Annotated in this window: 25 protein-coding genes; 7 read left to right on the plus strand and 18 right to left on the minus strand. The window is 41.5% G+C overall.

The window, feature by feature from the left end; translation table 11 throughout:
- From Q384_RS06500 to Q384_RS06540, 9 genes are all read right to left on the minus strand, one after another.
- The coding region (locus Q384_RS06500; protein WP_037586675.1) for a hypothetical protein at positions 1-380 on the minus strand (380 nt) is incomplete at its 3' end.
- Positions 381-426: 46 nt separating this feature from the next.
- On the minus strand, positions 427-786 hold the full coding sequence (locus Q384_RS06505) for a hypothetical protein (protein ID WP_037586676.1): 360 nt from the start codon (positions 784-786) through the stop codon (positions 427-429).
- A 71-nt stretch (positions 787-857) separates the two neighbouring features.
- On the minus strand, positions 858-1,097 hold the full coding sequence (locus tag Q384_RS06510) for a hypothetical protein (RefSeq protein ID WP_037586678.1): 240 nt from the start codon (positions 1,095-1,097) through the stop codon (positions 858-860).
- 41 nt (positions 1,098-1,138) lie between these two features.
- Entirely contained in the window at positions 1,139-1,516 is a 378-nt protein-coding gene (locus Q384_RS06515) for a hypothetical protein (RefSeq protein WP_037586680.1), read from the minus strand.
- 268 nt (positions 1,517-1,784) lie between these two features.
- Positions 1,785-2,297: a hypothetical protein gene (locus tag Q384_RS06520; protein WP_037586681.1), complete on the minus strand. Its 513-nt coding sequence runs from the start codon at positions 2,295-2,297 to the stop codon at positions 1,785-1,787.
- An 89-nt stretch (positions 2,298-2,386) separates the two neighbouring features.
- Positions 2,387-3,259 carry a hypothetical protein gene (locus Q384_RS06525; protein WP_051940565.1) on the minus strand — a complete coding sequence of 291 codons (873 nt, stop codon included), beginning with the start codon at positions 3,257-3,259 and terminating at the stop codon, positions 2,387-2,389.
- A gap of 354 nt (positions 3,260-3,613) precedes the next feature.
- On the minus strand, positions 3,614-4,150 hold the full coding sequence (locus tag Q384_RS06530; protein ID WP_037586682.1) for a hypothetical protein: 537 nt from the start codon (positions 4,148-4,150) through the stop codon (positions 3,614-3,616).
- A gap of 102 nt (positions 4,151-4,252) precedes the next feature.
- On the minus strand, positions 4,253-4,630 hold the full coding sequence (locus Q384_RS06535) for a hypothetical protein (protein WP_037586683.1): 378 nt from the start codon (positions 4,628-4,630) through the stop codon (positions 4,253-4,255).
- Between the two features lie 191 nt (positions 4,631-4,821).
- Positions 4,822-5,388 (minus strand): hypothetical protein, encoded by a 567-nt coding sequence (locus Q384_RS06540; protein WP_051940567.1) that lies wholly within the window; start codon positions 5,386-5,388, stop codon positions 4,822-4,824.
- A 166-nt stretch (positions 5,389-5,554) separates the two neighbouring features.
- Between Q384_RS06540 and smc the strand changes: the two genes are divergently transcribed.
- Entirely contained in the window at positions 5,555-9,037 is a 3,483-nt protein-coding gene (smc, locus tag Q384_RS06545) for a chromosome segregation protein SMC (protein ID WP_037586685.1), read from the plus strand.
- Positions 9,038-9,307: 270 nt separating this feature from the next.
- Here the strand turns inward: smc and Q384_RS06550 are convergent, their stop codons facing one another.
- A complete protein-coding gene (locus Q384_RS06550; RefSeq protein WP_037586687.1) occupies positions 9,308-10,834 on the minus strand; it encodes a fumarate hydratase in 1,527 nt (508 codons plus the stop codon).
- Between the two features lie 377 nt (positions 10,835-11,211).
- Between Q384_RS06550 and htpX the strand changes: the two genes are divergently transcribed.
- The 3 genes from htpX to Q384_RS13275 all read left to right on the plus strand — a co-directional run bounded on the left by htpX (position 11,212) and on the right by Q384_RS13275 (position 15,093).
- Positions 11,212-12,057, plus strand: a complete 846-nt coding sequence (htpX, locus tag Q384_RS06560) for a protease HtpX (protein WP_037586689.1) — start codon at positions 11,212-11,214, stop codon at positions 12,055-12,057.
- A 261-nt stretch (positions 12,058-12,318) separates the two neighbouring features.
- Positions 12,319-14,598: a class 1a ribonucleoside-diphosphate reductase subunit alpha gene (gene nrdA, locus Q384_RS06565; RefSeq protein ID WP_037586690.1), complete on the plus strand. Its 2,280-nt coding sequence runs from the start codon at positions 12,319-12,321 to the stop codon at positions 14,596-14,598.
- Between the two features lie 342 nt (positions 14,599-14,940).
- A complete protein-coding gene (locus Q384_RS13275) occupies positions 14,941-15,093 on the plus strand; it encodes a hypothetical protein (RefSeq protein WP_156956484.1) in 153 nt (50 codons plus the stop codon).
- 384 nt (positions 15,094-15,477) lie between these two features.
- On the opposite strand, the gene menA is transcribed toward Q384_RS13275, so the two are convergent.
- The 8 genes from menA to Q384_RS06610 all read right to left on the minus strand — a co-directional run bounded on the left by menA (position 15,478) and on the right by Q384_RS06610 (position 25,278).
- Positions 15,478-16,437 (minus strand): 1,4-dihydroxy-2-naphthoate octaprenyltransferase, encoded by a 960-nt coding sequence (gene menA / locus Q384_RS06575; RefSeq protein WP_051940569.1) that lies wholly within the window; start codon positions 16,435-16,437, stop codon positions 15,478-15,480.
- Positions 16,434-18,416 carry a DNA topoisomerase IV subunit B gene (locus Q384_RS06580; RefSeq protein ID WP_037586691.1) on the minus strand — a complete coding sequence of 661 codons (1,983 nt, stop codon included), beginning with the start codon at positions 18,414-18,416 and terminating at the stop codon, positions 16,434-16,436. Before Q384_RS06580 ends, menA begins: the two co-directional genes overlap by 4 nt.
- On the minus strand, positions 18,413-20,482 hold the full coding sequence (locus Q384_RS06585; protein ID WP_037586692.1) for a hypothetical protein: 2,070 nt from the start codon (positions 20,480-20,482) through the stop codon (positions 18,413-18,415). Before Q384_RS06585 ends, Q384_RS06580 begins: the two co-directional genes overlap by 4 nt.
- 200 nt (positions 20,483-20,682) lie before the next feature.
- Entirely contained in the window at positions 20,683-21,063 is a 381-nt protein-coding gene (locus tag Q384_RS06590; protein ID WP_156956485.1) for a hypothetical protein, read from the minus strand.
- Complete coding sequence (locus Q384_RS06595) at positions 21,035-21,805, minus strand: DpnI domain-containing protein (RefSeq protein ID WP_037586695.1); 771 nt, start codon at positions 21,803-21,805, stop codon at positions 21,035-21,037. The genes Q384_RS06590 and Q384_RS06595 overlap by 29 nt, the downstream gene beginning before the upstream one ends.
- A gap of 5 nt (positions 21,806-21,810) precedes the next feature.
- Positions 21,811-22,533 carry a DNA adenine methylase gene (locus tag Q384_RS06600; protein ID WP_051940572.1) on the minus strand — a complete coding sequence of 241 codons (723 nt, stop codon included), beginning with the start codon at positions 22,531-22,533 and terminating at the stop codon, positions 21,811-21,813.
- A 391-nt stretch (positions 22,534-22,924) separates the two neighbouring features.
- Positions 22,925-24,655 (minus strand): N-6 DNA methylase family protein, encoded by a 1,731-nt coding sequence (locus tag Q384_RS06605; RefSeq protein ID WP_037586697.1) that lies wholly within the window; start codon positions 24,653-24,655, stop codon positions 22,925-22,927.
- Positions 24,656-24,894: 239 nt separating this feature from the next.
- Positions 24,895-25,278 (minus strand): MerR family transcriptional regulator, encoded by a 384-nt coding sequence (locus Q384_RS06610; protein ID WP_037586701.1) that lies wholly within the window; start codon positions 25,276-25,278, stop codon positions 24,895-24,897.
- Positions 25,279-25,405: 127 nt separating this feature from the next.
- Between Q384_RS06610 and Q384_RS14285 the strand changes: the two genes are divergently transcribed.
- The 3 genes from Q384_RS14285 (at position 25,406) to Q384_RS06620 (ending at position 26,443) form a co-directional block, all read left to right on the plus strand.
- The gene (locus Q384_RS14285; RefSeq protein WP_281174509.1) at positions 25,406-25,537 is read left to right on the plus strand and encodes a hypothetical protein; all 132 of its coding nucleotides are present in this window, start codon (positions 25,406-25,408) and stop codon (positions 25,535-25,537) included.
- A gap of 57 nt (positions 25,538-25,594) precedes the next feature.
- A complete protein-coding gene (locus Q384_RS13620; RefSeq protein WP_037586711.1) occupies positions 25,595-26,143 on the plus strand; it encodes a cyclophilin-like fold protein in 549 nt (182 codons plus the stop codon).
- A gap of 81 nt (positions 26,144-26,224) precedes the next feature.
- Positions 26,225-26,443, plus strand: a complete 219-nt coding sequence (locus tag Q384_RS06620) for a hypothetical protein (protein WP_037586702.1) — start codon at positions 26,225-26,227, stop codon at positions 26,441-26,443.
- The last annotated feature ends 90 nt before the right edge of the window (positions 26,444-26,533 follow it).

Raw genomic sequence — 26,533 nt, forward strand, 5'->3', positions numbered from 1 at the left:
ACGCCGGGCTTTGATGCTTGTGCTATTTCTACCATACCCGCCAACGCACTGGCTCCGGCTAACAAATTACTTGCCGCATCGGCATAATTGCCTTCCTTGATATTGGCATATGCCAAAGTTCCAGAAGCAGAAGCGACTGCGGCATTGAGTTCATAAGCATGTGCAACAAGGAGCATGCCTATAGATGTATTTCCCTTTCCGTTAGCAACACTTGCTAATATTGATGAAGCGGTTGCTGCCATAGATAAAGCAGCAACTGTTGTACTTAAACCATCTAAATTTGTACCACCATTTTTAACATAGTTATTAATTTGCTTGGCATCATTACATAAAGACAAAGCATCTTTTAACTTACCAGTAGTTGCATTTGAAAAAGACATATAAAACTCCTAAAAAAAATTAACTTAAATAATTATTGAAACTTAATTATCGAATTTTTGAACCTATACCCAAAGAGGTAAATATCCAAACAAAACCAGCAATAAGAAAAAATGAAAATATCGCAAAAATATAACCCATTACTCTTAAAATAATACTATCATTCATACCCCAATCATCTGGTTTATTTGGCTTAATTTTATCATACAACCAATTTCTTGTTTTCCCGATCATAATACCAAATCCACCAATAGTAAGACATATCTTAGTATGCAATCCCATAAATTCACGCATTGCCTCCAAGTTATTTCTATCAATATCCTTTAAAAAATAAATAACTACTGCGGAATACAAAATAATGCAAGGTACATACAGCATTGCCTGCACTATATCATGATCTATTTTCATAAAAATTCCTTTTCTGCTGAAATAATTCAAATACCTATTTTTATCTTATCATATTTACAAATAATCACAAATTATTTTTTGTTCTTTGTTAAAAATTTTAGTTGTTTAAATTTAAAATAGTTACTTAAGTTGCAATCAAGCTGCCTGAAAATACTGCTGTAAATATTTTCAGGCAGCTTGATTAGTAGTGAAATGACAGCTGTATTCAGCCCATCTAAATTATTCCCACCGTTTTGAACATATTTTTCAATTTGTTGTACATCACGGTAAAGGCTCAAACCATCTTTGATATAGCCATATTTTGGGTTCATTTTAATACTCCTCTGTTTAATTAAATTAAAGAATAAATTGATTAATTACTACGAAAACGTCCTGTATACACTCCTATGAGAGCAAATCCCCACAAGAAACTGCCAATCCCAATAGAACCACAAAATAGCATAAAGTATGTCATCAATCTTATATAAATATTTTCATAAATATTCCAATTATCAGGTTTATTTATTTTTATTTTTTTAACAATTATATTCCGAATACGAGCAATCAAAATCGCCATTGCCATACCAGCATAGCCTATCCATCTATTTAATAAGACTGCCATATGCATAAGTTCCATATTATCCTTATCAAGGGTGTTAAAGTATAAGGCAAAAACAATAACATACATGATAGCAATTAGTGGTGATAATATAGCCAAGATAGAATCATGATCTTCAAAATTCAGCTTCATTTAAACTTTTATCCTCAATCAGGAATAGTTAAAATATTTATTGATTTTATTTTATCATATTAACAAAAAATCACAAATTATTTTTTGTTCTTTGTTAAAAATTTTAGTTGTTTAAATTTAAAATAGTTACTTGAGTTATAATCAGGCTGCCTGAAAATACTGTTAATATTTTCAGGCAGCCTGATTAATTATCCAACTTAGATAATACATCCACTCATGCTTTGTAAATTTGCTGTTTATGATCATTGATATAAAATTTGCCATGTTACTATCCTTTAAAATAAAAATTAATCATAGAAGAGAAGAAAGATAAAATAAAAAAGAATACAAATATTAAGTATAATCCAAATACTATTTGTAATAGATTACTGATTAACCAAAAAATCAAAATATTAGATGTCCATACATCTATGTCGGTACTTGCTTTATTTATATAATTAAAAAACATAAAAAATAAAAAAAAGCTGTACAAACTAAACTTAATTTTTGGAAGGTTCTTAAAAACCTTAATCAATTTAAATAATGTTTTTTTTCTTGAAGTAAATAAAAAAATAACACTTAAATTAGCAATAAAAACAGGAATAATTGAAAAATAAAAAAAAGATCCTACTAGTTTTGCCTTAATAGGAAACTGGTCTGAATAGATAAGAAAAATTTTTGGAACATATTCTGTAATCCAGTAAAAATAATAAAAATATTTACTGTCTAAAAGCAAAATAAAAGTTATAATAAAAATCTGTATGGCAGCAATTAAAACTAAATGAATATTAGCATTTTTCATAATTTTCTCTTAATTAAATAATTTGTTATTATTCAAAATAATCACCTTAGTTGCAATCAGGCTGCCTGAAAATACTGTTTCAAATATTTTCAGGCAGCCTTATTAATTGCCAAACGGAAATCACGAATGCACCCCATGCTTTGTAAATTCGCGGTTTGCTGTTGCTGCTCGGTTAATTCAATGTGTTCTGCATAGCGGCTGTATAAAGCATTAAATGAGAAATTCACATCGCCCATTAATCGGGTTTCGCCGTCGGCGGTTTCATAACTACCCGTTTGCGCTAAGGTATTATTGCCTTTTAATTGGGTATTGGTGTTTTTGTAATCCAAATTTAAAACCGCAACGCCCAAATCGGTTAAAGAGAATAATTCATTTGATGAACCAAATCCGTCTTGATTTAAATCACGCCAGATTTTAAGCTCGGTAAACCGTGCGTCTTCAGCAGTGATATTACCGTCTTGATTGCTGTCAAATTCGGATAAAGCATCATAACCATTAACAGCGGTTTCGCCATTGGCTTTACGATAACTGTCGCCGAAGATTTCACTGCCGTTGCTGATAATACCGTCTTGATTTTTATCCACCACCAAAATGCCGTCATCAGCACTGACCCAGCCTGTGGCAGTACGAATACCGTCGTTGTTGTGGTCAAACAATGCACCAAGGTGTTTATCATGCCCAACGGTTTCAATGCCGTCGCCGTCTAAATCCAAAACAATCGGGTCGTAGATATGGTATTTGCCGTCGCGGTTGAGATTTTGCCAGTCTTTAAAACTTTCCCAATCTCTAAAACAGCCGGGATCATACGGATAGGAAGGTTCATCATTATTGTCTGGATTTAGATCCTTACTCTCAGGAATTAAATCTTTGAGTTTTACAGCACCATTTTTAGCCTCGTAAATGGCATACCCTACACCTGCAATAGTTAAACCAAAAGCTACTGCTTGCCCGCCGGGTATCATAGCAGCAATAGAAGCTGCTACTGATAAAGCATCGCCAATAGATAACTCACCAGCATCATAACCTTTCTCGTGAAGATTGATTCCTACTTGAAGAATGCCTAGTGATGATCCAGTTTTACTGAGCCAAGCACTATGTGGAACACCTCCTACTTCCCCCATATTACCCAACCAACTGGTAGTTACTCCTAGCGACCCAACCATAGCAGAAGTACCAGATGTATTTCCACTTTGATAACCAGCTCCATTACCAGTCCAGCCACCAACAACACTAATATTACCACTTACATAAAGATGAAAGTTTAATTTACTTGACATGATAAAATCCTTATTTAATTAAAAAATAATTTAACGAACTTATTTGTTTTTATTTAAAAAAATCAAACATACTACTGAAAAAAATATTTGAAGTACAGAAAAAAAACCTAATATTTTTCCAAATATTTTTAAACCCATTCTATTATTTTTATAAGCAGTTATTTGCTCTTTTGTTGTTTTTATTTGACTTATCTTGTTTTCAAATAAAAAATCACCACTTAATATCATTCCTTCAACAAATTTTCTGCTGCCAGAAAATCGTAAAAATAGAACATTACTCCCAATATATTTATTTTTATAAGAGTTTCTATTGCTTGTACATAATTGACTGGGTTTATCTTCTAAACGGTAACAGTATGATTTATAGGTTTTTCCATTAACAGAAAATCTGATAAAATCAGCACTCCTTGCGCTTTGCAGAGCATATTCCAATCCATCAGGTACACTCTCTACTCTTGGAATTTCATCATCACGGGTCAATACAAAAGCAACAAAAAAAATTACTATAGAAATAATCATTAATGCAAAAAAGCCACTAATCCCAATCTTAGCAATCATATTTTTAATTACTAACATATTTAAATTACCTATATCTTATTATTAATTCAATTGAAATTTAAAATATTTTTCTACATGATATGAAGTATTCAATTATTTTAAATTAAAATAATAAATTGATTAATTACTACGAAGATTTCTAGTATATACACCTATGAGAGCAAATCCCCATAAAAAACTGCCAATTCCAATAGAAGCACAAGTATACATAAAATAAGTCATTAATCTTATATAAATATTTTCATAAATATTCCAATTTTCAGGTTTATTTATTTTTATTTTTTTAATAATCATGTTTCTAACGCGACCAACTGAAATTCCTATTGCCATACCAGCATAACCTATCCATCTATTTAACAAGACTGCCTTGTTCATAAATTCCATACTATCCTTATCGAGGGTTTTAAAGAATAAAGCAAAAACAATAACATATACAATAGCAATTAATGGTATTGATATAGCTATAATAGCATCATGATCATCGAAACTCAGCTTCATTTAAATTTTTATCCTCAATCAGACATAGTTAAAATATTTATTGGCTTTATCTTATCATATTAACAAAAAATCACAAATCATTTTTTGTTCTTTGTTAAAAATTTTAGTTGTTTAAATTTAAATAGTTGTTTAAATTTAAAATAGTTACTTAAGTTACAATCAGGCTTCCTGAAAATACTGTTATAATATTTTCAGGAAGCCTGATTAATTTCCAAACTTAGATAACGAACGCGCCCCATGCCTTGTAAATTCGCGGTTTGCTGTTGCTGCTCGGTTAATTCAATGTGCTCCGCATAACGGCTGTATAAAGCGTTAAACGAAAAATTCACATCACCCATTAATCGGGTTTCACCATCAGCAGTTTCGTAACTGCCCGTTTGCGCTAAGGTGTTATTGCCTTTTAATTGGGTGTTGGTGTTTTTATAATCCAAATTTAAAACCGCAATGCCTAAATCTATTAATGAAAATAATTCATTGACTGAACCAAAACCATCTTGATTTAAATCGCGCCAGATTTTAAGCTCGGTGAACCGCGCGTCTTCTGCGGTGATTTTACCGTCTTGATTGCTGTCAAATTCAGCCAAAGCATCATAGCCATTCACAGCAATTTCGCCGTTGGCTTTAATATAGCTGTCGCCAAAGATTTCACTGCCGTTGCTGATAATACCGCCTTGGTTTTTATCCACCACCAAAATACCGTCATCAGCACTGACCCAGCCTGTCGCCGTGCGGATACCATCATTATTGTGATCGAACAATGCACTAACGTGTTTATCATGCCCAACGGTTTCAATACCGTCGCCGTCTAAGGCTAAAACGATTGGGTCGTAAACACCGAAGCATCAATCCTTTCAAAACTGGATTTAAACCCAACACCTGCCTACAATATTACTATTACTCTCCTTTTCTGTTTCTGAATCACTCATGCGTCTTACCCACATCAAACTGGCAGGCTTCAAATCCTTTGCCGACCCCACTGCCATTGCTGTTCCCGGGCAGCTGGTGGCGGTGGTGGGGCCAAACGGCTGCGGCAAAAGCAATGTCATTGATGCCGTGCGCTGGGTGTTGGGCGAGGCTTCTGCCAAGCAATTGCGCGGCGAGAGTATGCAAGACGTGATTTTCAACGGTGCGGCAACCCGCAAAGCCGCGCCAAGGGCTTATGTGGAATTGGTGTTTAACAACGATCAAAACATGGTGAACGGCTCTTGGGGGCAATATGCGGAAATTTCGATTAAACGCCAGCTCACCCGCCAAGGCGAATCATCGTATTACATTAATCATCAAGTGGTGCGCCGCCGCGACATCACTGATTTGTTTTTAGGCACGGGCGTGGGTGCACGCGGCTATGCGGTTATTGAACAAGGCATGATTTCGCGCATTATCGAAGCGCGCCCGGAAGAATTGCGTGCTTATATTGAAGAAGCGGCGGGCGTGTCCAAATACAAAGACCGCCGCCGCGAAACCGAAAGCCGCCTGAAAGACAGCTGCGAACACTTGCAGCGTTTGGCAGATTTGCAAAGTGAATTAGACCGCCAAACGGAAAAACTACAGCGTCAAGCCAAAACCGCCGAGCGGTATCAAACCTTAAAAAACGAATTGGCACAATGGCAAAACCTGCTGGACTACGTGCAATGGCAGCAAGCATTAAACCAAGCCGATGCGGCAACGCTGGAATATGAACAGCATAAAGCAGCGCAAACAACACTGGCGGCACAAATCCAATCCTTGAGTGAAACCGAACACGATTGGCAGCAACAAGAACAAACACAGCAGCAAAAAGTACATGATTTGGGCAGCCGCCGTGCCGTATTGCGTGAACAGTGGGCGCGGCTGGAAGAGCAAATCCGCCACCGCCGCCAATGGCAGCAGCGTTATGAGCGCGAACAAGCGCACGCCGCACAGCAATGTCAGCGTTTGCAGCAAGAAGCACAGCAGCTGGCAGATGAACAAGAAACCATCGCCGTAAACATCGAAGAGCAGCAATTGACGTGGGAAGAATGGGCAATACACATTGCCGATTTTGAAGCACAGCTGCCACCACTAATACAACAAACACACGAACTTGAACACCAGCAACGGCAGCAACAGCAGCAACTTGCCGACAACGAACGCGAGCTGGCGGTAAACCAACAGCAGCAACAACATGCCGCCAACGCATTAAGACAATTGCAGCAGCGCGCCGAACGGCTGTATCAAGAATTAGCCGCATTAAAGCTGCCTGAAAACGCAGAAGTAGAATCGGCACAAACAACCGCCGACACACTGGCAGCCGAAGTCCAAGCCTTGGAAGAGGCTTTGGCGCAATGTGATTCGGCTTGGAATGAGGGGCAAACCCAACGGCAAGCGGCAACGCAAGCACAACAACAGGCGGAGCAGCAGCGGCTCACCATCGAAGCGCAATTATACGCCCTGCAAGCCTTGCAACCTGCCGACAACCCCCTTGCCGACTTTTGGGAAAACACCGACCAAAAAAATGCGCCCATATTATGGCAGCACTTGCACGTGCATTCCCGCTGGCAGCATGCAGTCAGTGCCGCACTGGGCAAACGTTTACACGCCCGTTTAACAGCGGCTGATTTTACCCCGCCGCACCCCTTGCCCCAAGGTGCTGCCGCATGGGTACATCATCAACCGTCAGAAAAACAATACTCCGCCGATTCCCTGCTGGCACAAATCCAATGCGCCCCCTATTTTCAGGCAGCCTTAAACCAATGGTTAAACAGCGTATTCTGTGCCGATTGTTTAAACGATGCACTGGCGCGGCAAGCACAATTATCAGATCGGCAAGCATTGATTACGCCGGAAGGCCATTGGGTGGACAGCATCAGCGTGCAATTATTTGCCGACAACATCAGCCAAAACCCTTTACAGTATCGGCAGCAAATCAAGCACTTGGAAACCGAGCTGGCAAACCTTGCCGAACCGCTGGCACAGCTGCGCCGCAACAGCGAAGAAGCCCGCCGCGCCATAGACGAAGCCGCAGCCAAACGCAATCAATTACACAGCCGCCTGAAACAGCAGCAGCAAAATTTTCAGGCAGCCCGCATGCGCGCCGATGAATTATTAACACAGCAGCGGCAAGGCGCGGCGCGGCACGGTCATATTCTTACCGAACAGCAGCACATCGCCGAAGAAGAAGCACAGTATCGGGAAACACAGCAACAAGCGGCAGCAGCGGTTGAAACCCTTATGCGCCGTACAGAAGAGCAGCGGCAGCAGCAAACCAATCATCAACAACAGCACAATGCCGCACAAACAGCCGAACGCCGCATTCAAACTGCCTTGCAAGAAGCCCGCCGCCAACACAGCACCGCCGAAATTGAATTACACAAATGGCGGCAGCGGCAACAAATTATTCAAGAAAAACAAGCCCATTTAACACAGCAGACTGAAGAATGGCAAACACGTCAAACCGAATTGGCATTGGCACATGACGACGGCAATATTGATGCCGAGCAAGCCGAATCTCTGGCGCAGTTAAACGCAGAAATCAACGCATTAGACGAAGCCAGCGATGCGGCACAAACCGATCTGCACACCATTCAGCAGCACACACAAAATGCTTACGAACAGCGGCAGCGTCTGGAAGCCTTGTTGCCGCAGCAGCAAACCGCCACCCAAGAATCCCTGCTACGCCAACAAGAAGCATTGCTCACTGCCAAAAGTTTCTACCAACAGCTGCACAATCAACACGTGGATACCGCACAATTGGCAGCAATCACCGCTGCTGAAAATCACGATTCAGACAGCCTGCATCTTCGCATCACCGCCGTCAATCAGCGCATTCACGGCTTAGGTGCGGTGAATCTGGCGGCGTTGGAAGAGCTGAACGAAGCGGCGGCGAGGCAGCGTTATTATCAGGAACAAACCGACGACATTCAGGCAGCCATTGCCCTTTTGCAAGAAGCCATTGCACAAATTGACAATGAAACCCAAAATCGTTTTCAAACCACGTTTAACGCAGTAAACAGCAAAGTGCAAAGCTATTTCCCAACCCTGTTCGGCGGTGGTGAAGCGGCTTTGCATTTGGTCGGTGATGATTGGCTTCATGCCGGCGTGTCCATTATGGCGCGCCCGCCCGGTAAGAAAAACAGCACCATTCACTTGCTCTCGGGCGGCGAAAAAGCCCTTACCGCCATGAGTTTGGTGTTTGCCCTCTTCAGCCTGAACCCCGCACCGTTTTGTCTGCTTGACGAAGTTGATGCGCCCTTAGACGATGCCAACACCGAACGCTTTTGCCGATTGGTAAAAGAAATGTCGGCGCATACCCAATTTTTATACATCTCCCACAATCGCTTAACCATGGAAATGGCGGAACAATTGGTCGGCGTTACCATGCAGGAAAAAGGCGTATCACGCATTGTTACCGTTGATATTCAGGCAGCCTTAAATATGGCAGAAACATAGAAGCGGTGTAATATTTCTCGTTAATATTTTTTGGCATGGTTTATTTGGCACAGATTTTGACGGATTTTTTCGCTGAAAGAATGCAATTTAGTGATTCTAAAACAAGGACGAACAACGAAAAAAGCACCAAAGTATGCCCGCAGAAATTGCTCCAAAAGATATTAAACAGCTTCTTATAAAAAGGCTGCCTGAAAACCTTTTCAGACAGCCTTTTCTCAGCAAGCAACGCTGAATTAACGGTAAAAACCACTCTTCACAGCATCTTTCGGATTATTCCGCAACAATCGGAATAATCCCGATTTTTGCTTGCCATTGTTTCGGCGCAATGGCATGAATGGATTGCCCTTTGTTGTCCACAGCCACTGTAACCGGCATGTCTTTGACTTCAAATTCGTAAATCGCTTCCATGCCCAAATCGGCAAATGCCACCACCCGCGCTTCTTTAATGGCTTTAGACACCAAATATGCCGCGCCGCCCACTGCCATTAAGTACACAGCGCGGTTGTCGGCAATTGCTTCACACGCTGCCGCACCGCGCTCGGATTTGCCAATCATACCCAATAAGCCTGTCTGTTCCAGCATTTGGCGGGTGAATTTATCCATGCGCGTCGCGGTGGTAGGACCGGCGGGACCCACTGCCTCATCACGCACCGGATCAACCGGACCCACGTAATAAATCATTTTATTGGTCAGATCCACAGGCAAAGGTTCACCTTTATTGAGCATGTCCACCATGCGTTTGTGCGCCGCATCGCGCCCCGTATAAAGTTTGCCGCTTAATAACAACACATCGCCCATTTTCCAATCGGCAATATCGGCTTTGGTTAAAGTATCTAAATTAACGCGCTTGCCGTTGTCGGGGTGATAGCTGATGTCCGGCCAATCCGCCAAATTCGGGGCATGCAATTGGGCGGGTCCATTGCCGTCCAGCTCAAATTCCACATGGCGTGTTGCCGCACAATTGGGAATCATCGCAATGGGTTTAGATGCGGCGTGGGTTGGGTAATCCAGAATTTTCACGTCCAAAACAGTGGTGAGTCCGCCCAAACCTTGTGCACCGATACCCAGCGCGTTTACTTTTTCATACAATTCCAAACGCAAGGCTTCAACGGTGTTTAATGCCGCGCCCGTTTTGGCTTTTTCCTGCAATTCTTGAATATCAACGTGGCTCATCAGCGATTCTTTTGCCAATAATGCTGCTTTTTCGGGTGTGCCGCCGATGCCAATGCCCAAAATGCCCGGCGGACACCAGCCCGCCCCCATGGTCGGAATGGTTTTCAATACCCAATCCACTATGGAATCCGAAGGATTGAGCATTGCCAACTTGGATTTATTTTCCGAACCGCCGCCTTTTGCCGCACACGTTACCGCCACTTTATCGCCCGCCACAATTTCCATGTGTACCACGGCAGGAGTATTGTCTTTGGTGTTTTGGCGTTTACCCGCTGGGTCTGCCAGCACGGAGGCGCGCAATTTATTGTCAGGATTGAGGTAAGCGCGCCGCACGCCTTCATTTACCATTTCCTGCACACTCATTTGCGCGTCCCAGCGCACATTCATGCCCACTTTTAAAAACACGGTGGCAATGCCCGTATCCTGACAAATCGGGCGATGCCCTTCGGCACACATGCGGCTGTTTACCAAAATTTGCGCCATTGCATCTTTGGCAGCGGGGTTTTCCTCTTTTTCCCAAGCACGGGTTAAAGCCTGAATATAATCAACGGGGTGATAGTAACTGATAAACTGAAACGCATCGGCAATGCTTTGAATAAAATCTTCTTGTTTGATGGTGGTCATGGTTCAGCCGTCCTTTATTTGAATATTATGGTATTGTTTCAACGGCATTATGGTAATGGATAACGGCAGTGAACTCCAGCGCAAAATGGCTGCCTGAATGGTCTCAATCCCATCGGTCTGCCGCTGAATTTTATTGCGGATACAGTAGCCTCTTTGCAAGTGTGTTTCGCTGTGAGAACCAAGCAGCAGCAAGGGCGGATTTGCATAAATTTTCAGTATTAACGCTATATTCTTGTAATGGAAATTTGCAATAATGATCAGCGTTATCTCCAAATGGTTTTAACGCATTATTATTTTAATACATTATTGTTTCAACATATTTCAGACAGCCTCAATGAAGTAAACAAACAAGAAAAATAAATAACGGGATTAAAAACATGAAACGTATTTTCCTTTTTATTGTTACCAATTTAGCGGTTTTATTGGTTATCAGCATCATTTTGAGTTTGCTCGGCATCAGCGGCAACCCCGGCAATATGGCGAGCTTGCTGGCTTTCTCTGCCGTGGTGGGCTTTGCCGGTTCAATCATTTCTTTGCTGATGTCCAAATGGATAGCGAAGCGGTCGGTCGGGGCACACGTGATTGAACAGCCGCAAAACGAAGCAGAAGCGTGGCTGCTCGATACCGTACAAAATCTGGCGCGGCAATGGCAGCTGAAAACGCCCGAAGTGGCGATTTATCAGTCCCCCGAACCCAATGCTTTTGCTACCGGCGCAACCCGCAATAATTCATTGGTGGCAGTCAGCACGGGATTATTAAATCACATGACCCGCGATGAAGTGGAAGCCGTGCTGGCACACGAAATGGCACACGTAGGTAATGGCGACATGGTAACGCTTACGCTCATTCAAGGTGTGGTTAATACTTTTGTGGTATTTTTATCGCGCTTGATTTCCGGCATAGTAGCGCGCAATGCCAACGGTGAAGTGTCAAACGGCATGTATTTTTTGGTAAGCATGGTGTTGCAAGTTGTATTCGGATTTTTGGCAAGCATTGTTGTGATGTGGTTCAGCCGGCAACGTGAATACCGTGCCGACGCAGGCGCGGCAAAATTGGTGGGCGCGCCGAAAATGATCGCCGCTTTGCAGCGTTTAAAAGGCGGTGTCAGTCATTTACCTGCCGAAATGCTGGCATTGGGCATCGCAAGTGAGACCACCAAAGATTCTTTACTCAGCACCCACCCGTCTTTGGATAACCGTATCGCCCGTTTGCAAAAAATTTAGCATTCTTATTTCAGGTAATACCCGCAAACAAGGCAATACATTTTGAAACAAATGTGTTGCCTTATTTTCTGCCGATTATTGTGATTGAAAATCCCATTTTCTCTCTTTTTTTAAACCAAATTTAAAACCAACATGGAAACAACAGATTATCGGTTGGTGTATTTTTTAGTGTTAGAATTCCCCTGTTTTTCAAATAAACGCACCACGTGAGTAATTAATTTTTTATTTAATTACAACAATTTACTGTCAAGAAAGCCGCTCATGAATGCCACTGCCAACATGCAAGTAACCAAACGCGATGGCCGTTTGGAAAACATCAATCTGGACAAAATTCACCGAGTCATTGATTGGGCGGCGGAGGGGCTGGAAAACGTATCGGTATCGCAGGTGGAGTTAAGCTCACACATTCAGTTTTACAACGGTATTTCAACCCACGATATTCACGAAACCATCATCAAATCCGCCGCTGATTTGATTTCTGCCGACGCACCCGATTACCAATATTTGGCGGCGCGGCTTGCCATGTATCATCTGCGCAAAATTGCCTATGGTGAATTTGAACCGCCGCATTTGCTCGCGCACGTTGAAAAATTGGTGTCGCTCGGCAAATACGATGCCCATTTGTTGCAAGACTACAACAAAGAAGAATTTGATGAATTAAATCAATATATTGACCACAGCCGCGACATGAATTTTTCTTATGCCGCCGTAAAACAGCTGGAGGGCAAATATTTGGTGCAAAACCGCGTCAGCCATCAAATTTATGAAAGCCCGCAGTTTTTGTATCTGCTGGTTGCCATGTGCTTGTTTGCGCAATACCCAAAAGCCACACGCTTGGGCTATGTGAAAAAATTCTACGATGCCGTCAGCCTGTTTAAAATCTCTTTGCCCACACCGATTATGTCGGGTGTACGCACGCCCACGCGCCAATTTTCGTCTTGCGTATTGATTGAATGCGACGATAGCCTCGACAGCATCAACGCCACCACGTCTGCCATTGTTAAATACGTATCGCAGCGCGCCGGCATCGGCATCAACGCCGGACGCATTCGCGCCTTGGGCAGCGAAATCCGCGGCGGAGAAGCACAGCACACCGGCTGTATCCCGTTTTACAAAATGTTTCAGGCAGCCGTTAAATCCTGCTCACAAGGCGGTGTGCGCGGCGGTGCGGCAACCTTGTTTTATCCCTTGTGGCACTTAGAGGTAGAAAGCCTGCTGGTATTGCGAAATAATCGCGGCGTGGAAGAAAACCGTGTTCGCCACTTGGATTATGGCGTGCAAATCAACCGCTTGCTCTACACTCGCTTAATCAAAGGCGGCAGCATCACCTTGTTTTCACCATCAGACGTTACCGATTTATACGAAGCGTTTTTTGCCGATCAAGATGAATTTGAACGTCTGTACCAAATCTATGAAAATGACCCAAACATTCGCAAACGCCAAGTTTCTGCCGCTGATTTATTCTCCCTGCTGATGCAAGAGCGCGCCGGCACAGGACGGATTTACATTCAAAACGTGGATCACTGCAACACCCACAGCCCGTTTGACCCAAAACTGGCACCGGTGCGCCAGTCCAATTTGTGTCTTGAAATCGCCTTGCCCACCAAACCGTTAAACGACATCAATGATGAAAACGGCGAAATCGCGCTGTGTACCTTATCGGCGTTTAATTTGGGTGCATTAAATGACTTGAGCGAATTGGAAGAATTGTCTGATTTAGCAGTACGCGCCTTAGATGCTTTGCTGGATTATCAGGATTATCCCGTTAAAGCCGCATACAACGCCACCATGAACCGCCGCACACTCGGCATCGGCGTTATCAACTACGCTTACTATCTGGCGAAAAACGGCGTGAAATACAGCGACGGCTCTGCCAACAGCTTAACCCACCGCACCTTTGAAGCCATTCAGTATTATTTACTCAAAGCCTCACTGAAATTGGCACAAGAATTCGGCGCTTGCCCGAAATTCAATGAAACCACCTACGCCGAAGGTATTTTGCCGATTGATACCTACAAAAAGGATTTGGATAACATCTGCAAAGAACCTTTGCATTTTGATTGGGAAGGTCTGCGCGCCGACATCAAAAAATACGGCTTACGCAATTCTACCCTCACCGCACTGATGCCCTCGGAAACGTCCAGCCAAATCGCCAACGCCACCAACGGCATTGAGCCGCCGCGCGGTTTGGTTTCGGTGAAAGCCTCCAAAGACGGTATTTTGAAACAAGTTGTCCCCGAGTTTGGCCGTTTGCAAAACCAATACGAATTGCTGTGGGATATGCCCGGCAACGAAGGCTATTTGCACTTGGTCGGCATCATGCAAAAATTTATTGACCAGTCCATTTCCGCCAACACCAATTACGATCCGAAACACTTCGACAACGGACGTGTGCCGATGAAGCAGCTCATCAAAGATCTGCTCACTGCCTATAAATTCGGCGTAAAAACCCTGTATTATCAAAACACCCGTGACGGCACAGACGATATTCAGCACGATTGGCAAGACGACGGCTGCGCAGGCGGCGCGTGTAAAATTTGATGATGTTTTTCAGAGACAAAAAACAATGACAGCCAAAAGCCGTATTTTTCAAGATTTTATTGTGCCGTCATCGTGAAAACAAAAACAAAATTGTCAAAGAAGTTGGGCTGTTTCCACGCTTGCATGAACGATACAGAACAGATTTTCCGACAGGAAAAATTGTTCTGAAACAGGGTGAACACAAAAGAGCCAATCGAGGCTTTGGTGTTGCCCATATTTTGGCGGAACATACTAAAGATTTAGAACAGCACAACTTAATGTTGTTGCGTATATTGAAATGTTTTAAACAACAGAGCCAAAATATTCAGCGAATTTTCGGCTGCTTCAGGGTTTCACCGCCCTATGGTGGTTTATTCTTTGGTTGGCACGGTGGTTTTGGAACGACAAGAAACCGAAGAAGGAACGATCTATTCGGTTGTCAGTGCTTTCAGCAGAATCACTAAGAAAGGAACACAAATCGGCGAAATGCCGTTTAAAAGCAAAGAAAGCACCTAACAGAATTTAGGTGCTTTTAATGCAGCCGCCGCAGCCTCTCCTTAGTTTTATGGGTCGGATACCAATCTTTCGATTGAGCTGCTAAACCGATTAGCAGCAATCAGACTGCCCACATCAAGACACCCGCACGCTGGTTAATATGCCCTGAAAAAGCGCTTGCAGTGATTGCATTATGGATAAATCTCGGTCGAATTATCACAAAAGTAATATTAAAATTTTATTAAAATCATAGGCATAACAGAACAACTGTATTTCTCACAATTTTGCGGCAACCCAAATTATCATGCTTCGCTCACAATAACAAAAAAACACTGATGCAATCATCTATTTTTCAGGCAGCCTGATATATCAGCCCCATCATCTTTTCCCGCACATTAACAACCGCTACACCAGCAACAACACCCACGCCCACGCCAGCAACACCCAACCCAAAATAAACAAACTGGTTGCCGCCAGCAATGGATTGAAATCAGCGGCATCGCTACTGCACACCGCACAATAAAGCCGGCGGCTCAGCCAAAACACACAAATTGATAACACCGCAAAACCAATCAACGCCGCTACGGCAGATAAACTGCGCCAAAGCCAAAACAGCCAGCACACTGCGCCGCCAACCAACAATGCGGGGTGGTATATAAAAGCAGCTTTGTGTAAGCCCAGCCGTGCGGCGATGGTGTGTTTACCCGCTGCCAAATCACCGTTTATATCGCGCATATTGTTGATATTTAAAACAGCGGCACACCACAAACCCATGCCGTTTGCCAATACCCATGTTTGCGCATTTAATGATGCGCCCTGCAAATACACACTGCCCGACACCGCCAGTAAACCAAAAAACAACCAAACCGCCAAATCACCCAATCCGCGATAGCCATACGGGCGATGCCCCGCCGTGTAATGCCACGCCGCCCATAAAGCACTGCCGCCCAGCATCAGCCACACCGCCCACAAAATCAGGCTGCCTGAAAGATGTGTCGGCAAGGCAATCATAAGCAAACCGATGCCGCTGAATACACACAACAAACCGCACACCAGCAAACCTTGCCACATTTGCCGTTCATTCAGCCAGCCGGAAGCCAATACCCGCGGCGGGTTGCGGCGATTGTTGTCTGCACCGTTTTGCCAATCGCCGTAATCGTTTGCCAAATTGCTGAAAATTTGCAGCAACATTGCGGTAATCAGCGACAAAACAAACACGGCTGCCTGAAAATGCTGCTGCTGCCACGCAATCATGCCGCCGCACACCATACCGGCAGCCGACAAGGGCAGAGTGCGCGGACGCATGGCATAAAGCCAAACAGACACCGCGCGGGCAAACCGTTCAGCAGGAAATGCCGCACTCACACATCTGCCTCTACTTTATCGCCTTCCGCTTCCATCCAAGCGCGTCGGGCTGCCGCCTCACCTTTGCCCATCAGTTTGACAAAAACCTGCTCAATGCCGTCAATGTCTGCATCGGGAATCTGTGCTTGCAGCAAGCGGCGGGTGTCGGGGTGCATGGTGGTGTCTTTGAGCTGGTCGGGATTCATTTCGCCCAAACCTTTAAACCGGCTGATGCTGTGCGCCGTATCGCGCACGCCTTCTTTAGCGAGCCGCTCCAAAATACCGTCTAATTCTTGCTGGTCAAGCGCGTAGAATTTACGTGCAGGCTTATTTTTGCCTTGTGCATTCACATCAACACGAAATAAAGGCGGTTGCGCCACGTAAACATGGCCGCGTTCAATCAATTTGGGAAAGTGTTTAAAAAACAAAGTGAGCAGCAATACCTGAATGTGTGCACCGTCCACATCGGCATCTGACAAAATGGCGATTTTGCCGTAGCGCAAACCGGATAAATCAGGCTCTTCGTCTTTGCCGTGCGGATCAACACCAATGGCAACGGCAATATCGTGGATTTCGGCATTGCCGAATAATTGGTCGCGGTGGGTTTCAAAACTGTTCAACACCTTGCCGCGCAGCGGCAAAATCGCTTGCGTGGCTTTGTCGCGTGCCAGTTTTGCCGAACCGCCTGCCGAATCGCCCTCCACCAAAAACAATTCGTTTTCGCGCGTGTCTTCACTCTCGCAGTCGGTGAGTTTGCCCGGCAGCACCGCCACCCCCGAGCCTTTCCTTTTTTCAATTTTTTTCACCGAACGCATACGCGCCTGCGCCTGCTTAATCGCCAGTTCGGCAATTTTTTTGCCGATGTCGCTGTTTTGGTTCAGCCACAACTCCAGCGGATCGCTTGCCACTGCCGCCACCAATTTCAGTGCATCGCGGTTGGTGAGTTTTTCTTTGGTTTGCCCTTGAAACTGCGGGTCCAACACCCGCACCGACAACACAAACGCCGTGCGTGAAAACACATCGTCTGATTGCAACTTCACGCCGCGCGGCAGCAGATTGTGGTGATTGATAAAATTGCCCACGGCGTTAAATACTGCTTGTTTCAAACCCGCTTCGTGTGTGCCGCCCAAAGGTGTGGGAATCAAATTCACATAGCTTTCACCGGCAACGCTGCCTTCTTCCAGCCACGTTAAGGCAAATGCCGCACCCTCGCCCGCGCTGAAATCACCCTCACTGCCCGCGCTGATGTAATTCTCACAGGCAAAAATCGGCACGGCTTCTTGTGCATTAACAAGTAAATCGTTCAGGTAGCCGCGCAAACCATCGGGATAATGCCAAGTCTGTGTCTGCGGCGTGTCGTCGCCTTTATTGAAGCGGGTTAGCTCAACGGTAACACCCGGCAGCAATACCGCTTTGGCGCGCAGCAGCCGCTCCAATTCGCCCAATTGATAATTCGGGCTTTCAAAATAGCGCGGATTTGGGTAAACACGGATTTCTGTGCCGCTGTCTTTCACGGCGCAAGTGCCGATTTCTTGCAGCGGCTCAATCACCGCACCGTCGGCAAACACAATGCGCCACACTTTGCCGCCGCGTTTTACCGTTACTTCCAACCGCTGCGACAGCGCGTTGGTTACCGACACACCCACACCATGCAAACCGCCTGAAAAAGCATAGGCGGAATCGCCGCTTTTTTTGTTGAATTTGCCGCCGGCGTGCAACTGCGTAAACACCAGTTCAATCACCGGCACGTGTTCGGTGGGGTGTATGCCAATCGGAATGCCGCGCCCGTTATCAAAAACCGACACTGAACCGTCTTGATTCAGGCAAACATGAATGCGATTGGCAAAACCACCCAAGGCTTCATCGGCTGCGTTGTCAATGACTTCTTGGATAATGTGGGTTGGGCTGTCGGTGCGCGTGTACATGCCCGGCCGTTCTTTAACCGGGTCAAGTCCTTTAAGGACGGTAACGCTGGATTCGTCGTAGTGTGGTTGAGTCATAACGGTTTTTCTGGGTTTTCTTGTAAATAGGTTTGTATTAATAATAGGTATTCTTTTAATTTTTCAAAGCGTTCATTCCTGTTTGGATCTTTCTGTATTTTTTTCATTTCATTTCCATCATTTTCAATATATTTCATTTTCTCTACACAATTATTAATAAATTCTTCATTGCGAAATATATTAAATATTTTTAATAATAATTTAATATCTTCTTTATTAATTTTATTACTTTTACTATATTTTGGTAAACAATATTCTCGGTATATACTATAATAACAAACATGCTTTATAATAGAATTTTCTATATTAGAACTCAAGAAATTTTCAAATATAAATATATCATGGAAAATATCAAAAAATTTATCTCTATCTCCAAAGATAGGTCTGCTATAAGATGAATGAGATATAGGATTACGATCTTTTCTGTTATTGGGAAAATCCGGATTACGCCTAGATAATTCAGGATATATCTTATTTTTGTTAGGGTTAGAAAGACGAATAAATTCTATTAAATCATTTTTAAACCAATTGCAGTATGAGTTAATCCAAATATTTCTTATGGTATTCGTATTAGGGAAACTTTTGAAATTGATATTTGTTGTAAAATTAGGTCTTTTTTTATTTGAGTAATATAAAATATGAATAATATGAATAATATAATCTTTTTTAATTAAGTCTTCTTTATTATCATAAATTCTTGAAAATTCATTAAATAAAAATGAAACGATATATTCTTGCCCTTTAGGGTAATATTCTTTTAAAACAGGATTTATTATAATATACAGAAATGTACCATAATTAGGAATAATATTATTCTTTAAATCATTTTTGGAATTTACAAAATCAACATTATCTTGAAAATCAACATTATCCCTAACGCTCGCATAATTAAATTCAGTATTAAAATCATTAAGTGTTATTTCCAATAATTTTTTTAGCATTTTATCTACAAATTCTATTTTTATATAATTGTTATTTCTTTTAACCGATTCAGAAATATTCAATACAGATTCAGGAGCATCCAGTATATACTTAGGAATATCTGAAACTCGCTGTAAAGAAAATTTTAAAATTATTGAAATTACTTGATAATTTTTTAGATTTATTTTCTGGTTATTTGTTTCAAACAACTTCCATAAATAAAGATATATTTCTTCTTGTTTTTTTATATATTTAAAAAATGACTTCATTAAAGATAAGGCTGGGTGGTTTTCTGGTTTTTTCTCACATATTGGCAATATGTTCTCAAGATATTGTATGGATGATACAACATCAGAAATAGATTTTATCACGGAAGCATCTTCATTAAATCTTTTAATAGGATCATCTATTACTCCCCAAAATAAATAGTAATAATCAGTTTCTTCTTTATTATTTTCAAGACAATATAATATTTCTGCATTTTTTTTATTTTCATTATCTTTTTCATTTAATATATCAGCACACTCTAAAAACAACTCCATAAAAAATGCTTGATCAGGGTCGCTTGGTTTAATCTCTGCCCATGTGATATCCCAAAATGCAAGAATATCATCATCAGATGTTAAAGATGCGATATATTCACGAATAATTTTTTCCCGATATTGGCTTTTCCTGCCATGCTCCATCACTGATGTAAACCAAAAATACAGCCGTATTAAAGTTCGAGAAATCGCTGCAATGGAAGCAATATAAGCAAATATAGCCACAACAGCAAACACATCTTGCCATGCACTCTGTTTCTGTGAAAACAAAACCAACTCAGGCTCATCGCGTTTAAAAATACAAATTATCCCAATCACCAGCACTGCGATAAAGAAATGCGGCATTTTTGCCACAAACTGAATAATCACATGCCGTTCCCAAGAGAAATAACCGTGTTCTTTGGGTGTTTGCTCCAAAATCATAATTGACAGCGGCACTAATAAAGCAATCAGCATACTCGGCAACGCCACCATGCCTGTTAAAGAAACAGGAATAGAAAAGCCGTTTGGATAAATATCTCTGAAAAAACAAACCACCAACACAAACAACACAATACCGATAGCCATTGTGCTGAGATTGTTTTTTATCGCTTTTATCATCATTTATCTTTCGGTTTTTTGTTTTTGATAACAGCTTGCTGTCTGCCGTTCAGCCACCCTCAATAAAAACAGATCAATAGAATGAAGGCTATCTAAATAGTCTTTATTAAAATAATAGGGACATGACAACCAAACAAGGCATTAAAATGTCTGAAAAAGAGTCATATCCCATCTTTTTTACCTTGTTTGGTTGTCATGTCCCATTATTTATTTGCATTTTTAAAAATCACTTGATCAATTCGCCACCAAGATGTTGGGTATTTATTAAAAAAATCTTTTGGTTTACAGCGAATTTCTTCATCATCAATGCCTGTATCATAAAGCCATTCTTGGTGATACTTCAAAAAATGGGTTGCACTTAAACCATGATTACACAAAGCGGCTTCCATACTATCAATTTTTGGGTCTTTGACTAATTCCAGTAACTCACTTGTTGATTTATTGATTACTTTTTTCTCACACATGATTTCTTTATACTTTAATAAATAATACTTTAATAAATAGTCGTTGTTAATTTTCACATGGAAAACAGAATATTCTTTTAATATTAAAATCTTAGCGTTTCCGATACCGTCCGCGCCCAATGAATTCGATCATATTACGGTCACGTAAAAATTGCAATTGTTGCCGAATTTTGTCTTTAACATGCAGATTATTCGGAAATAATTGTTGTAATTCTGCTTCAAACGCATACATTTGCTGCAAGCTGAATTCGTTTTCAACCAATCTGTCGATACACGTCATAATTGCCATTAACCAACCTCTGGATTGTACTTTCTCATTCCGTAAAAACAAGTTTTTTTGCCATTGCTGATAAACCTGTTCGGGCGGTATGATTTGTTGTCGGTCAATCAGCGCGATTCTGCCACTCATCGGCACAAAACGTAAATCAATATTGCACCCCTCCCAGCCTGCACGTCTGGCGGTTGGCGACAATGGTTTGCGCCGAATAATCATTTCAGGACTGAAAAAGTGCTTGGGAATAAGAATGAGCTGATGAACCGAATAATCACTTTTTTGATAACTTAAAAATAAAAAATTAGGGTTATCAAGTGCTTGAATTCTGTCTAACATGGTGCGATATGCGCCGTCGCTGATAACTTTGCCGATTTGTTTGCTGTTTTTACTTTTCAGTTCAAATTGTTCATGGCAGTGCGGACAATAAAAATCTTTTACAGGTTGATTATTCTCAACTTTCTTAATCGGATGAGTAGCACAATTTACACAATACGCATTTTCAGCCAGCCACGCTTCAGTCATCACTCGTATTTTTTGTTGTGATGACTGATAGTCCTTGGCTAAATTCTGATTGAAAAATAAATTCATATTGGCTAATGCACTGTTCTTCGCGTAAACGGTATATCGTGATTGGAAATCAGTACAGGAATATCCTGTTGCAATAGTTCTTCCGAACGACTTGCCAAAGTTTTTTGTTGATGTTCACCAAATGCAGTTTTGGCGTAAGCGGTGAATGAAGCGGTTTTGCTGAGCGGTACATAGGGCGGATCGCAATACAGCACATCATCTGCACCACTCAATGTAAAGACTGCCTGAAAATCTTCGTTCATTAAGCTGATGCGATCTGACTTGGCAACAAACGCCGCCATTTCCGTAGCGGGGAAGTATGGAGCAACGTAGCGCCCAAACGGCACATTAAACTCGCCCTTGCTGTTGTAACGGCACAAGCCGTTAAACGCATGGCGGTTAAGATAAATAAACAACGCCGATTTGGTTACTGCGTCTTTTTCTTGGTTAAACTGACCGCGCAAATCGTAAAACGTGGTTTCATTGTTCAGGTTGCCTGAAAAAAACGACTGTGCGTAATCAATAAACGTTTGTTTCTGTTCTTTTAATACCTTGTAAAGTTGGATTAAATCGCTGTTGGTATCATTCAACAAATATGCCTCAAAATCCAAGGCTAAACTCAAAGCGGCAGAACCTGCAAACGGTTCTATCAACCTGCGCGGGCGACGTTGCGGCAAATGGGCGTGAATAAACGGCGTAAGCTTATGCTTACCGCCTGCCCATTTGAGGAAAGGTTTTGAAAGTTTCATAGTCACAGTCTTCAAAATAATATCAAGGAGAATAGCAAATGTTCCTCACCGTCACCAACAATATCTTCTCTATTCAGTAGAGTATTTTTCTTTTTAGCTTCAGGTAGCCTGAATCAATTTCAGGTAAACTACATTTTACTCTTTTCCATAGTTTTCGCTAATAAATCCGCTGGTTGAGTACGATAAATATCAAAAAACCTGATATTATCGGCAGTAATCAATAATTGCCCTTTTCCTATATTATTACCTTTTATAAGCAATACGGTAAGCCATTTAATTTTCCTATTTCAGACAACCTGTTGTTTTCGTAAGCCTAATACTTTAAAGCAATCAGCCAATAGTAAATAATATTAAATTTCTAACCTACTTATTTTTTGCTTTAGTATTCTACTTAACTTTCCCACAATACCTCTTTAATATATTCTTGCTCTGTTCCACTGATTTGATAAAAATGATAAATAAATTCATTCACTTTATTTATTCTATCAGATAATTCCGTCAGCACAGATAAAACATGGTCTTGCTCTTGAGAAAGCACGGGAAAATACAATTGCAATAAATTGCCTTTTAAAATTTTGATGTCATCAAATTTTTTCAAATACCAATATTGAAATAATTCAGAATTTAAAAAAGCCATTACCGATTTAATGGACAAAGTCGGCACGTTTGGAATCAAAATATTGGCACTATTCAAAAACAGGCTTTGGGTATTATCATAAGCAAATTGCAGTTTTTTGGAAATAAATTTATACGCCAATTTTTCAGGAGCACGGTAAATTTCCTCTTTTGCCACTTGTTGAAATTGACTGCGGTCATAAACAATAAATTTAATTGGTTTTTTTAAAACATATGGCTGAATTTCTTTGCCGGTATAAATCGGTTCACTGCCAAATAAAGGCTGGTTTAATAATTTTTCTTTATTGTTCCCTGTTACGACCCCCAATGCCCACACACTGTCTGCCAGTGTGTGTTCGCCTTTATTTTCTATTTTTTTCAAAATATCGCTGTCTTGTTCGGAAACCATGCTGATTAAATAATCGGTTTGCGCATTGACAGCGGTTTTTGAATGGACAGAACCTGCTATTTCAAATACGGGGGCTATTGTTTGCTTTGATGCCAGCAAAGATACATAAGCCGTCATTACCCCGCTGAAGCTGCCCGTATGTACATTGATTTTTTTCAAATTGGTTTGTTCAATTAAAAATTTCCGAATATCGGCATGGATTCTGATATTTAAAATGGATTTGGGCAGTAAAAAAACCATATTCCCATTTTTTCTCAAAAAATCATAGGCTTTAACCAAGAAATAAGAAAATGTTTCTCCTGATTTAATTTTCGGATAATGCCCGAAAGACTGAAGCGCGCCCCACGGTGGATTGGTAATAATGTAATCAAATTGATTTTTAATTATATTTTTCAGGCAGCCTGTGTCGGTGGAATCAAATAAATTATTTTCTGCCAAAAAATTGGCTTGGTAGATTTTCGGTGTAACTGTTGTATCAGGAAATTTCAAATAATATTTAAACTTAGCAATCATAACAGCAATGGCATCAATATCTACGCCATGAATTTGTTCGGGTTGAATGCCGTCAATACTTAATAAAAAATTTAAACTGCCGCAAGCGGGATCTAAAAATTGTGTCTGTGAATCAAATTCAATCCCTTGCAAAATCTCTTTAACCAAAGTTTTTGGGGTGTAGTATGAACCGCTTTTGTTTTTTTCACCCTCTGTGATCAGGCTCTGATAAACAATGCCCAATAAATCAAACTCATTTGGGTATTTTTTGTTGTATAAACAATCTATTTTCTCAAAAGAATATTCTGCTTTGATTTGATGAATATTTTTTGGTGAAACATGATGTTCTTTCAGCAAATTCAAGCCAATGGAATAAACAGCATCTGCTATGGGTATTTTTTCGGCACAAATAAAATCAACCAGCCGTTCAATAAAGAGATAATTTTCAAGATTATCAAAACTTTCTTTGGGTATGATTCTTCTTACAGACAAACTTTTATTGGCGTACGACTGAAGCTTATTTGATGTATCGGTAACACCCAGCTTCACCCAATTATAATCGGTTGCCGTTGATGTCAGTTTTTTTGTTGCTGCAAAAATTGCCATGCCCTAAATACTCAAAATATATTTTGTTGATTTTAAAAATAATGCACAAGCACACCGCAGACAGAGATGTTTCCCTGCTGTTTCATTGTTCCATACAATACTCTTGTGTTTCTTTAAACCGCTCTTTGCTGCAAAAACACCGCTAAATTCGGTAATTCCTGCAAAAACCACGATAACGCCCGCAATGTGCTTTCATATTGAAACGACAAAGATTCCGTTTGGTTGTTTAGCCCTATTTTTTAATCAGTATCTTTCAATAGATCTTCTGCAGGAATGATGTGCTGTTCATAATTTTCTATTTTGCCATTCAGCCTATCAAGCGTTTCTTGCATCTCCGTGATTTTTGCTGATATGCGGTTGCGCTCATGTATCAGTATCTGTTTTCTTTCATTCAGCGTGCCATCGCCTTGCTCGAAAAGACGAACATACGCCACAAGCGATTCCACTTGTACTCCGGCAGAGCGCATACATTTAATGAATGCTATCCATCCGCAATCGTATTCCGAATAATTGCGAATTCCTCCGTTTGTTCTGGTTGGCTTGGGGATCAGCCCTGTTTTCTCATAGTAGCGAAGCGTGTCCGCTGTCATACCAAATCGTCTGCAAACTTCCGCTATTGTCATTTTCAGAACCCTTCCAAAAAATGTTGAGAAATTTGAAAAAATCCATTGACTTAGAGTTAACTCCAAGCAATACGATATGGTTACATTGACCTGATGCTAAGTCAATATCCTTTCCAGAGGATATTTTATGGCTCATGCAATTTTCGCGAAAGGCAAAAAAACCTCACCAACAATATTCATGAGGGCGGTGTTTGTCAATATGCTTATGCCGAATGCGGGCAGTACTCAGTATGTCAATGAGCGCGGCTATTTGGCATGACGCAGTAACGGGCGAGGAATATCAAGAGGCAACCCGAAACAATGAGGCTTATCAATGATGAAAATAGATTTGGCAATGTTCTTAGTGTCCGCGTTGCTGCCCACGCTTGCCGCTTGCAATGGTGTGGAAAGCTCTGGGGCTGTCAAATCAGCCTCTGTAGAAAATTCGGTAATACCAAAACCGATTGAGTCGGCAGTATTGTCCGAGATCAAACAAGGCAGCACAAGCCAAACAGAAACGGCTGAAGCACCGAAGTTAATCATCACTATCGGCAGCAATCAATTCACCGCAACCATGACAAAAAATTCTTCTGCTGCGGCTTTAATAGAATTGTTGTCTGAAAAACCGCTGACAATCCAAATGCGGGACTACGGTGGCTTTGAAAAAGTTGGTGCATTGGGGAGAGACCTGCCAACCAATAACGAACAAATCACCACAACAGCAGGAGACTTAATCCTGTATCAAGGTAACCAATTGTGTATTTACTACGCATCCAACTCATGGAATTTTACGAGGATAGGCAAGATAGATAACGTTACCTCAGACGAGTTAAAAAAAGCACTTGGACACAATGATGTATCCGTAACACTTTCTGTTTCAAAATAAAACAGGTGTGCTTTGGTAAAGAAAATGAAGAGTAAATCAGTAAAATCATAAAGAGTTTATACCGAAAAGGAGCAGGAAAAAATGAAAACGATGTTTGCAACCCTTGCAGTCAGTGCTATTTTGGGCATGAGTAGTACCGCATTCGCGGCTGTTACCGAAAAACCGGCTGATGCCGATAATTTTTACAAAAGCGATAAGGTAACTATCCAAAAGGTTACATTCCCAAACCAGTATAAAATGAATATTGCGGGAAATCTTTTCATGCCTGAAAACATGGATCAAAGCAAGAAATACCGGTAGTGTTCAAAAATCTGTGTCAATCCCCTAAACTATTCCAAATAGGAGACAACACATGAACAACCCCATATTCGACTTTAAAACAGGGTAGTG

It is taken from the genome of Stenoxybacter acetivorans DSM 19021 (assembly GCF_000745895.1).
Taxonomy (GTDB): domain Bacteria; phylum Pseudomonadota; class Gammaproteobacteria; order Burkholderiales; family Neisseriaceae; genus Stenoxybacter; species Stenoxybacter acetivorans.

Bases quoted from the DNA above. Each gene is read 5' to 3' on its own strand.
- Q384_RS06505 (WP_037586676.1), bottom strand. From the start codon at position 786: ATGAAAATAGATCATGATATAGTGCAGGCAATGCTGTATGTACCTTGC.
- Q384_RS06510 (WP_037586678.1), bottom strand. From the start codon at position 1,097: ATGAACCCAAAATATGGCTATATCAAAGATGGTTTGAGCCTTTACCGT.
- Q384_RS06515 (WP_037586680.1), bottom strand. From the start codon at position 1,516: ATGAAGCTGAATTTTGAAGATCATGATTCTATCTTGGCTATATTATCA.
- Q384_RS06520 (WP_037586681.1), bottom strand. From the start codon at position 2,297: ATGAAAAATGCTAATATTCATTTAGTTTTAATTGCTGCCATACAGATT.
- Q384_RS06525 (WP_051940565.1), bottom strand. From the start codon at position 3,259: ATGATACCCGGCGGGCAAGCAGTAGCTTTTGGTTTAACTATTGCAGGT.
- Q384_RS06530 (WP_037586682.1), bottom strand. From the start codon at position 4,150: ATGTTAGTAATTAAAAATATGATTGCTAAGATTGGGATTAGTGGCTTT.
- Q384_RS06535 (WP_037586683.1), bottom strand. From the start codon at position 4,630: ATGAAGCTGAGTTTCGATGATCATGATGCTATTATAGCTATATCAATA.
- smc (WP_037586685.1), top strand. From the start codon at position 5,555: ATGCGTCTTACCCACATCAAACTGGCAGGCTTCAAATCCTTTGCCGAC.
- Q384_RS06550 (WP_037586687.1), bottom strand. From the start codon at position 10,834: ATGACCACCATCAAACAAGAAGATTTTATTCAAAGCATTGCCGATGCG.
- htpX (WP_037586689.1), top strand. From the start codon at position 11,212: ATGAAACGTATTTTCCTTTTTATTGTTACCAATTTAGCGGTTTTATTG.
- nrdA (WP_037586690.1), top strand. From the start codon at position 12,319: ATGAATGCCACTGCCAACATGCAAGTAACCAAACGCGATGGCCGTTTG.
- Q384_RS13275 (WP_156956484.1), top strand. From the start codon at position 14,941: ATGGTGGTTTATTCTTTGGTTGGCACGGTGGTTTTGGAACGACAAGAA.
- Q384_RS06580 (WP_037586691.1), bottom strand. From the start codon at position 18,416: ATGACTCAACCACACTACGACGAATCCAGCGTTACCGTCCTTAAAGGA.
- Q384_RS06585 (WP_037586692.1), bottom strand. From the start codon at position 20,482: ATGATGATAAAAGCGATAAAAAACAATCTCAGCACAATGGCTATCGGT.
- Q384_RS06595 (WP_037586695.1), bottom strand. From the start codon at position 21,805: ATGAATTTATTTTTCAATCAGAATTTAGCCAAGGACTATCAGTCATCA.
- Q384_RS06600 (WP_051940572.1), bottom strand. From the start codon at position 22,533: ATGAAACTTTCAAAACCTTTCCTCAAATGGGCAGGCGGTAAGCATAAG.
- Q384_RS06605 (WP_037586697.1), bottom strand. From the start codon at position 24,655: ATGGCAATTTTTGCAGCAACAAAAAAACTGACATCAACGGCAACCGAT.
- Q384_RS06610 (WP_037586701.1), bottom strand. From the start codon at position 25,278: ATGACAATAGCGGAAGTTTGCAGACGATTTGGTATGACAGCGGACACG.
- Q384_RS14285 (WP_281174509.1), top strand. From the start codon at position 25,406: ATGGCTCATGCAATTTTCGCGAAAGGCAAAAAAACCTCACCAACAATA.
- Q384_RS13620 (WP_037586711.1), top strand. From the start codon at position 25,595: ATGAAAATAGATTTGGCAATGTTCTTAGTGTCCGCGTTGCTGCCCACG.
- Q384_RS06620 (WP_037586702.1), top strand. From the start codon at position 26,225: ATGAAAACGATGTTTGCAACCCTTGCAGTCAGTGCTATTTTGGGCATG.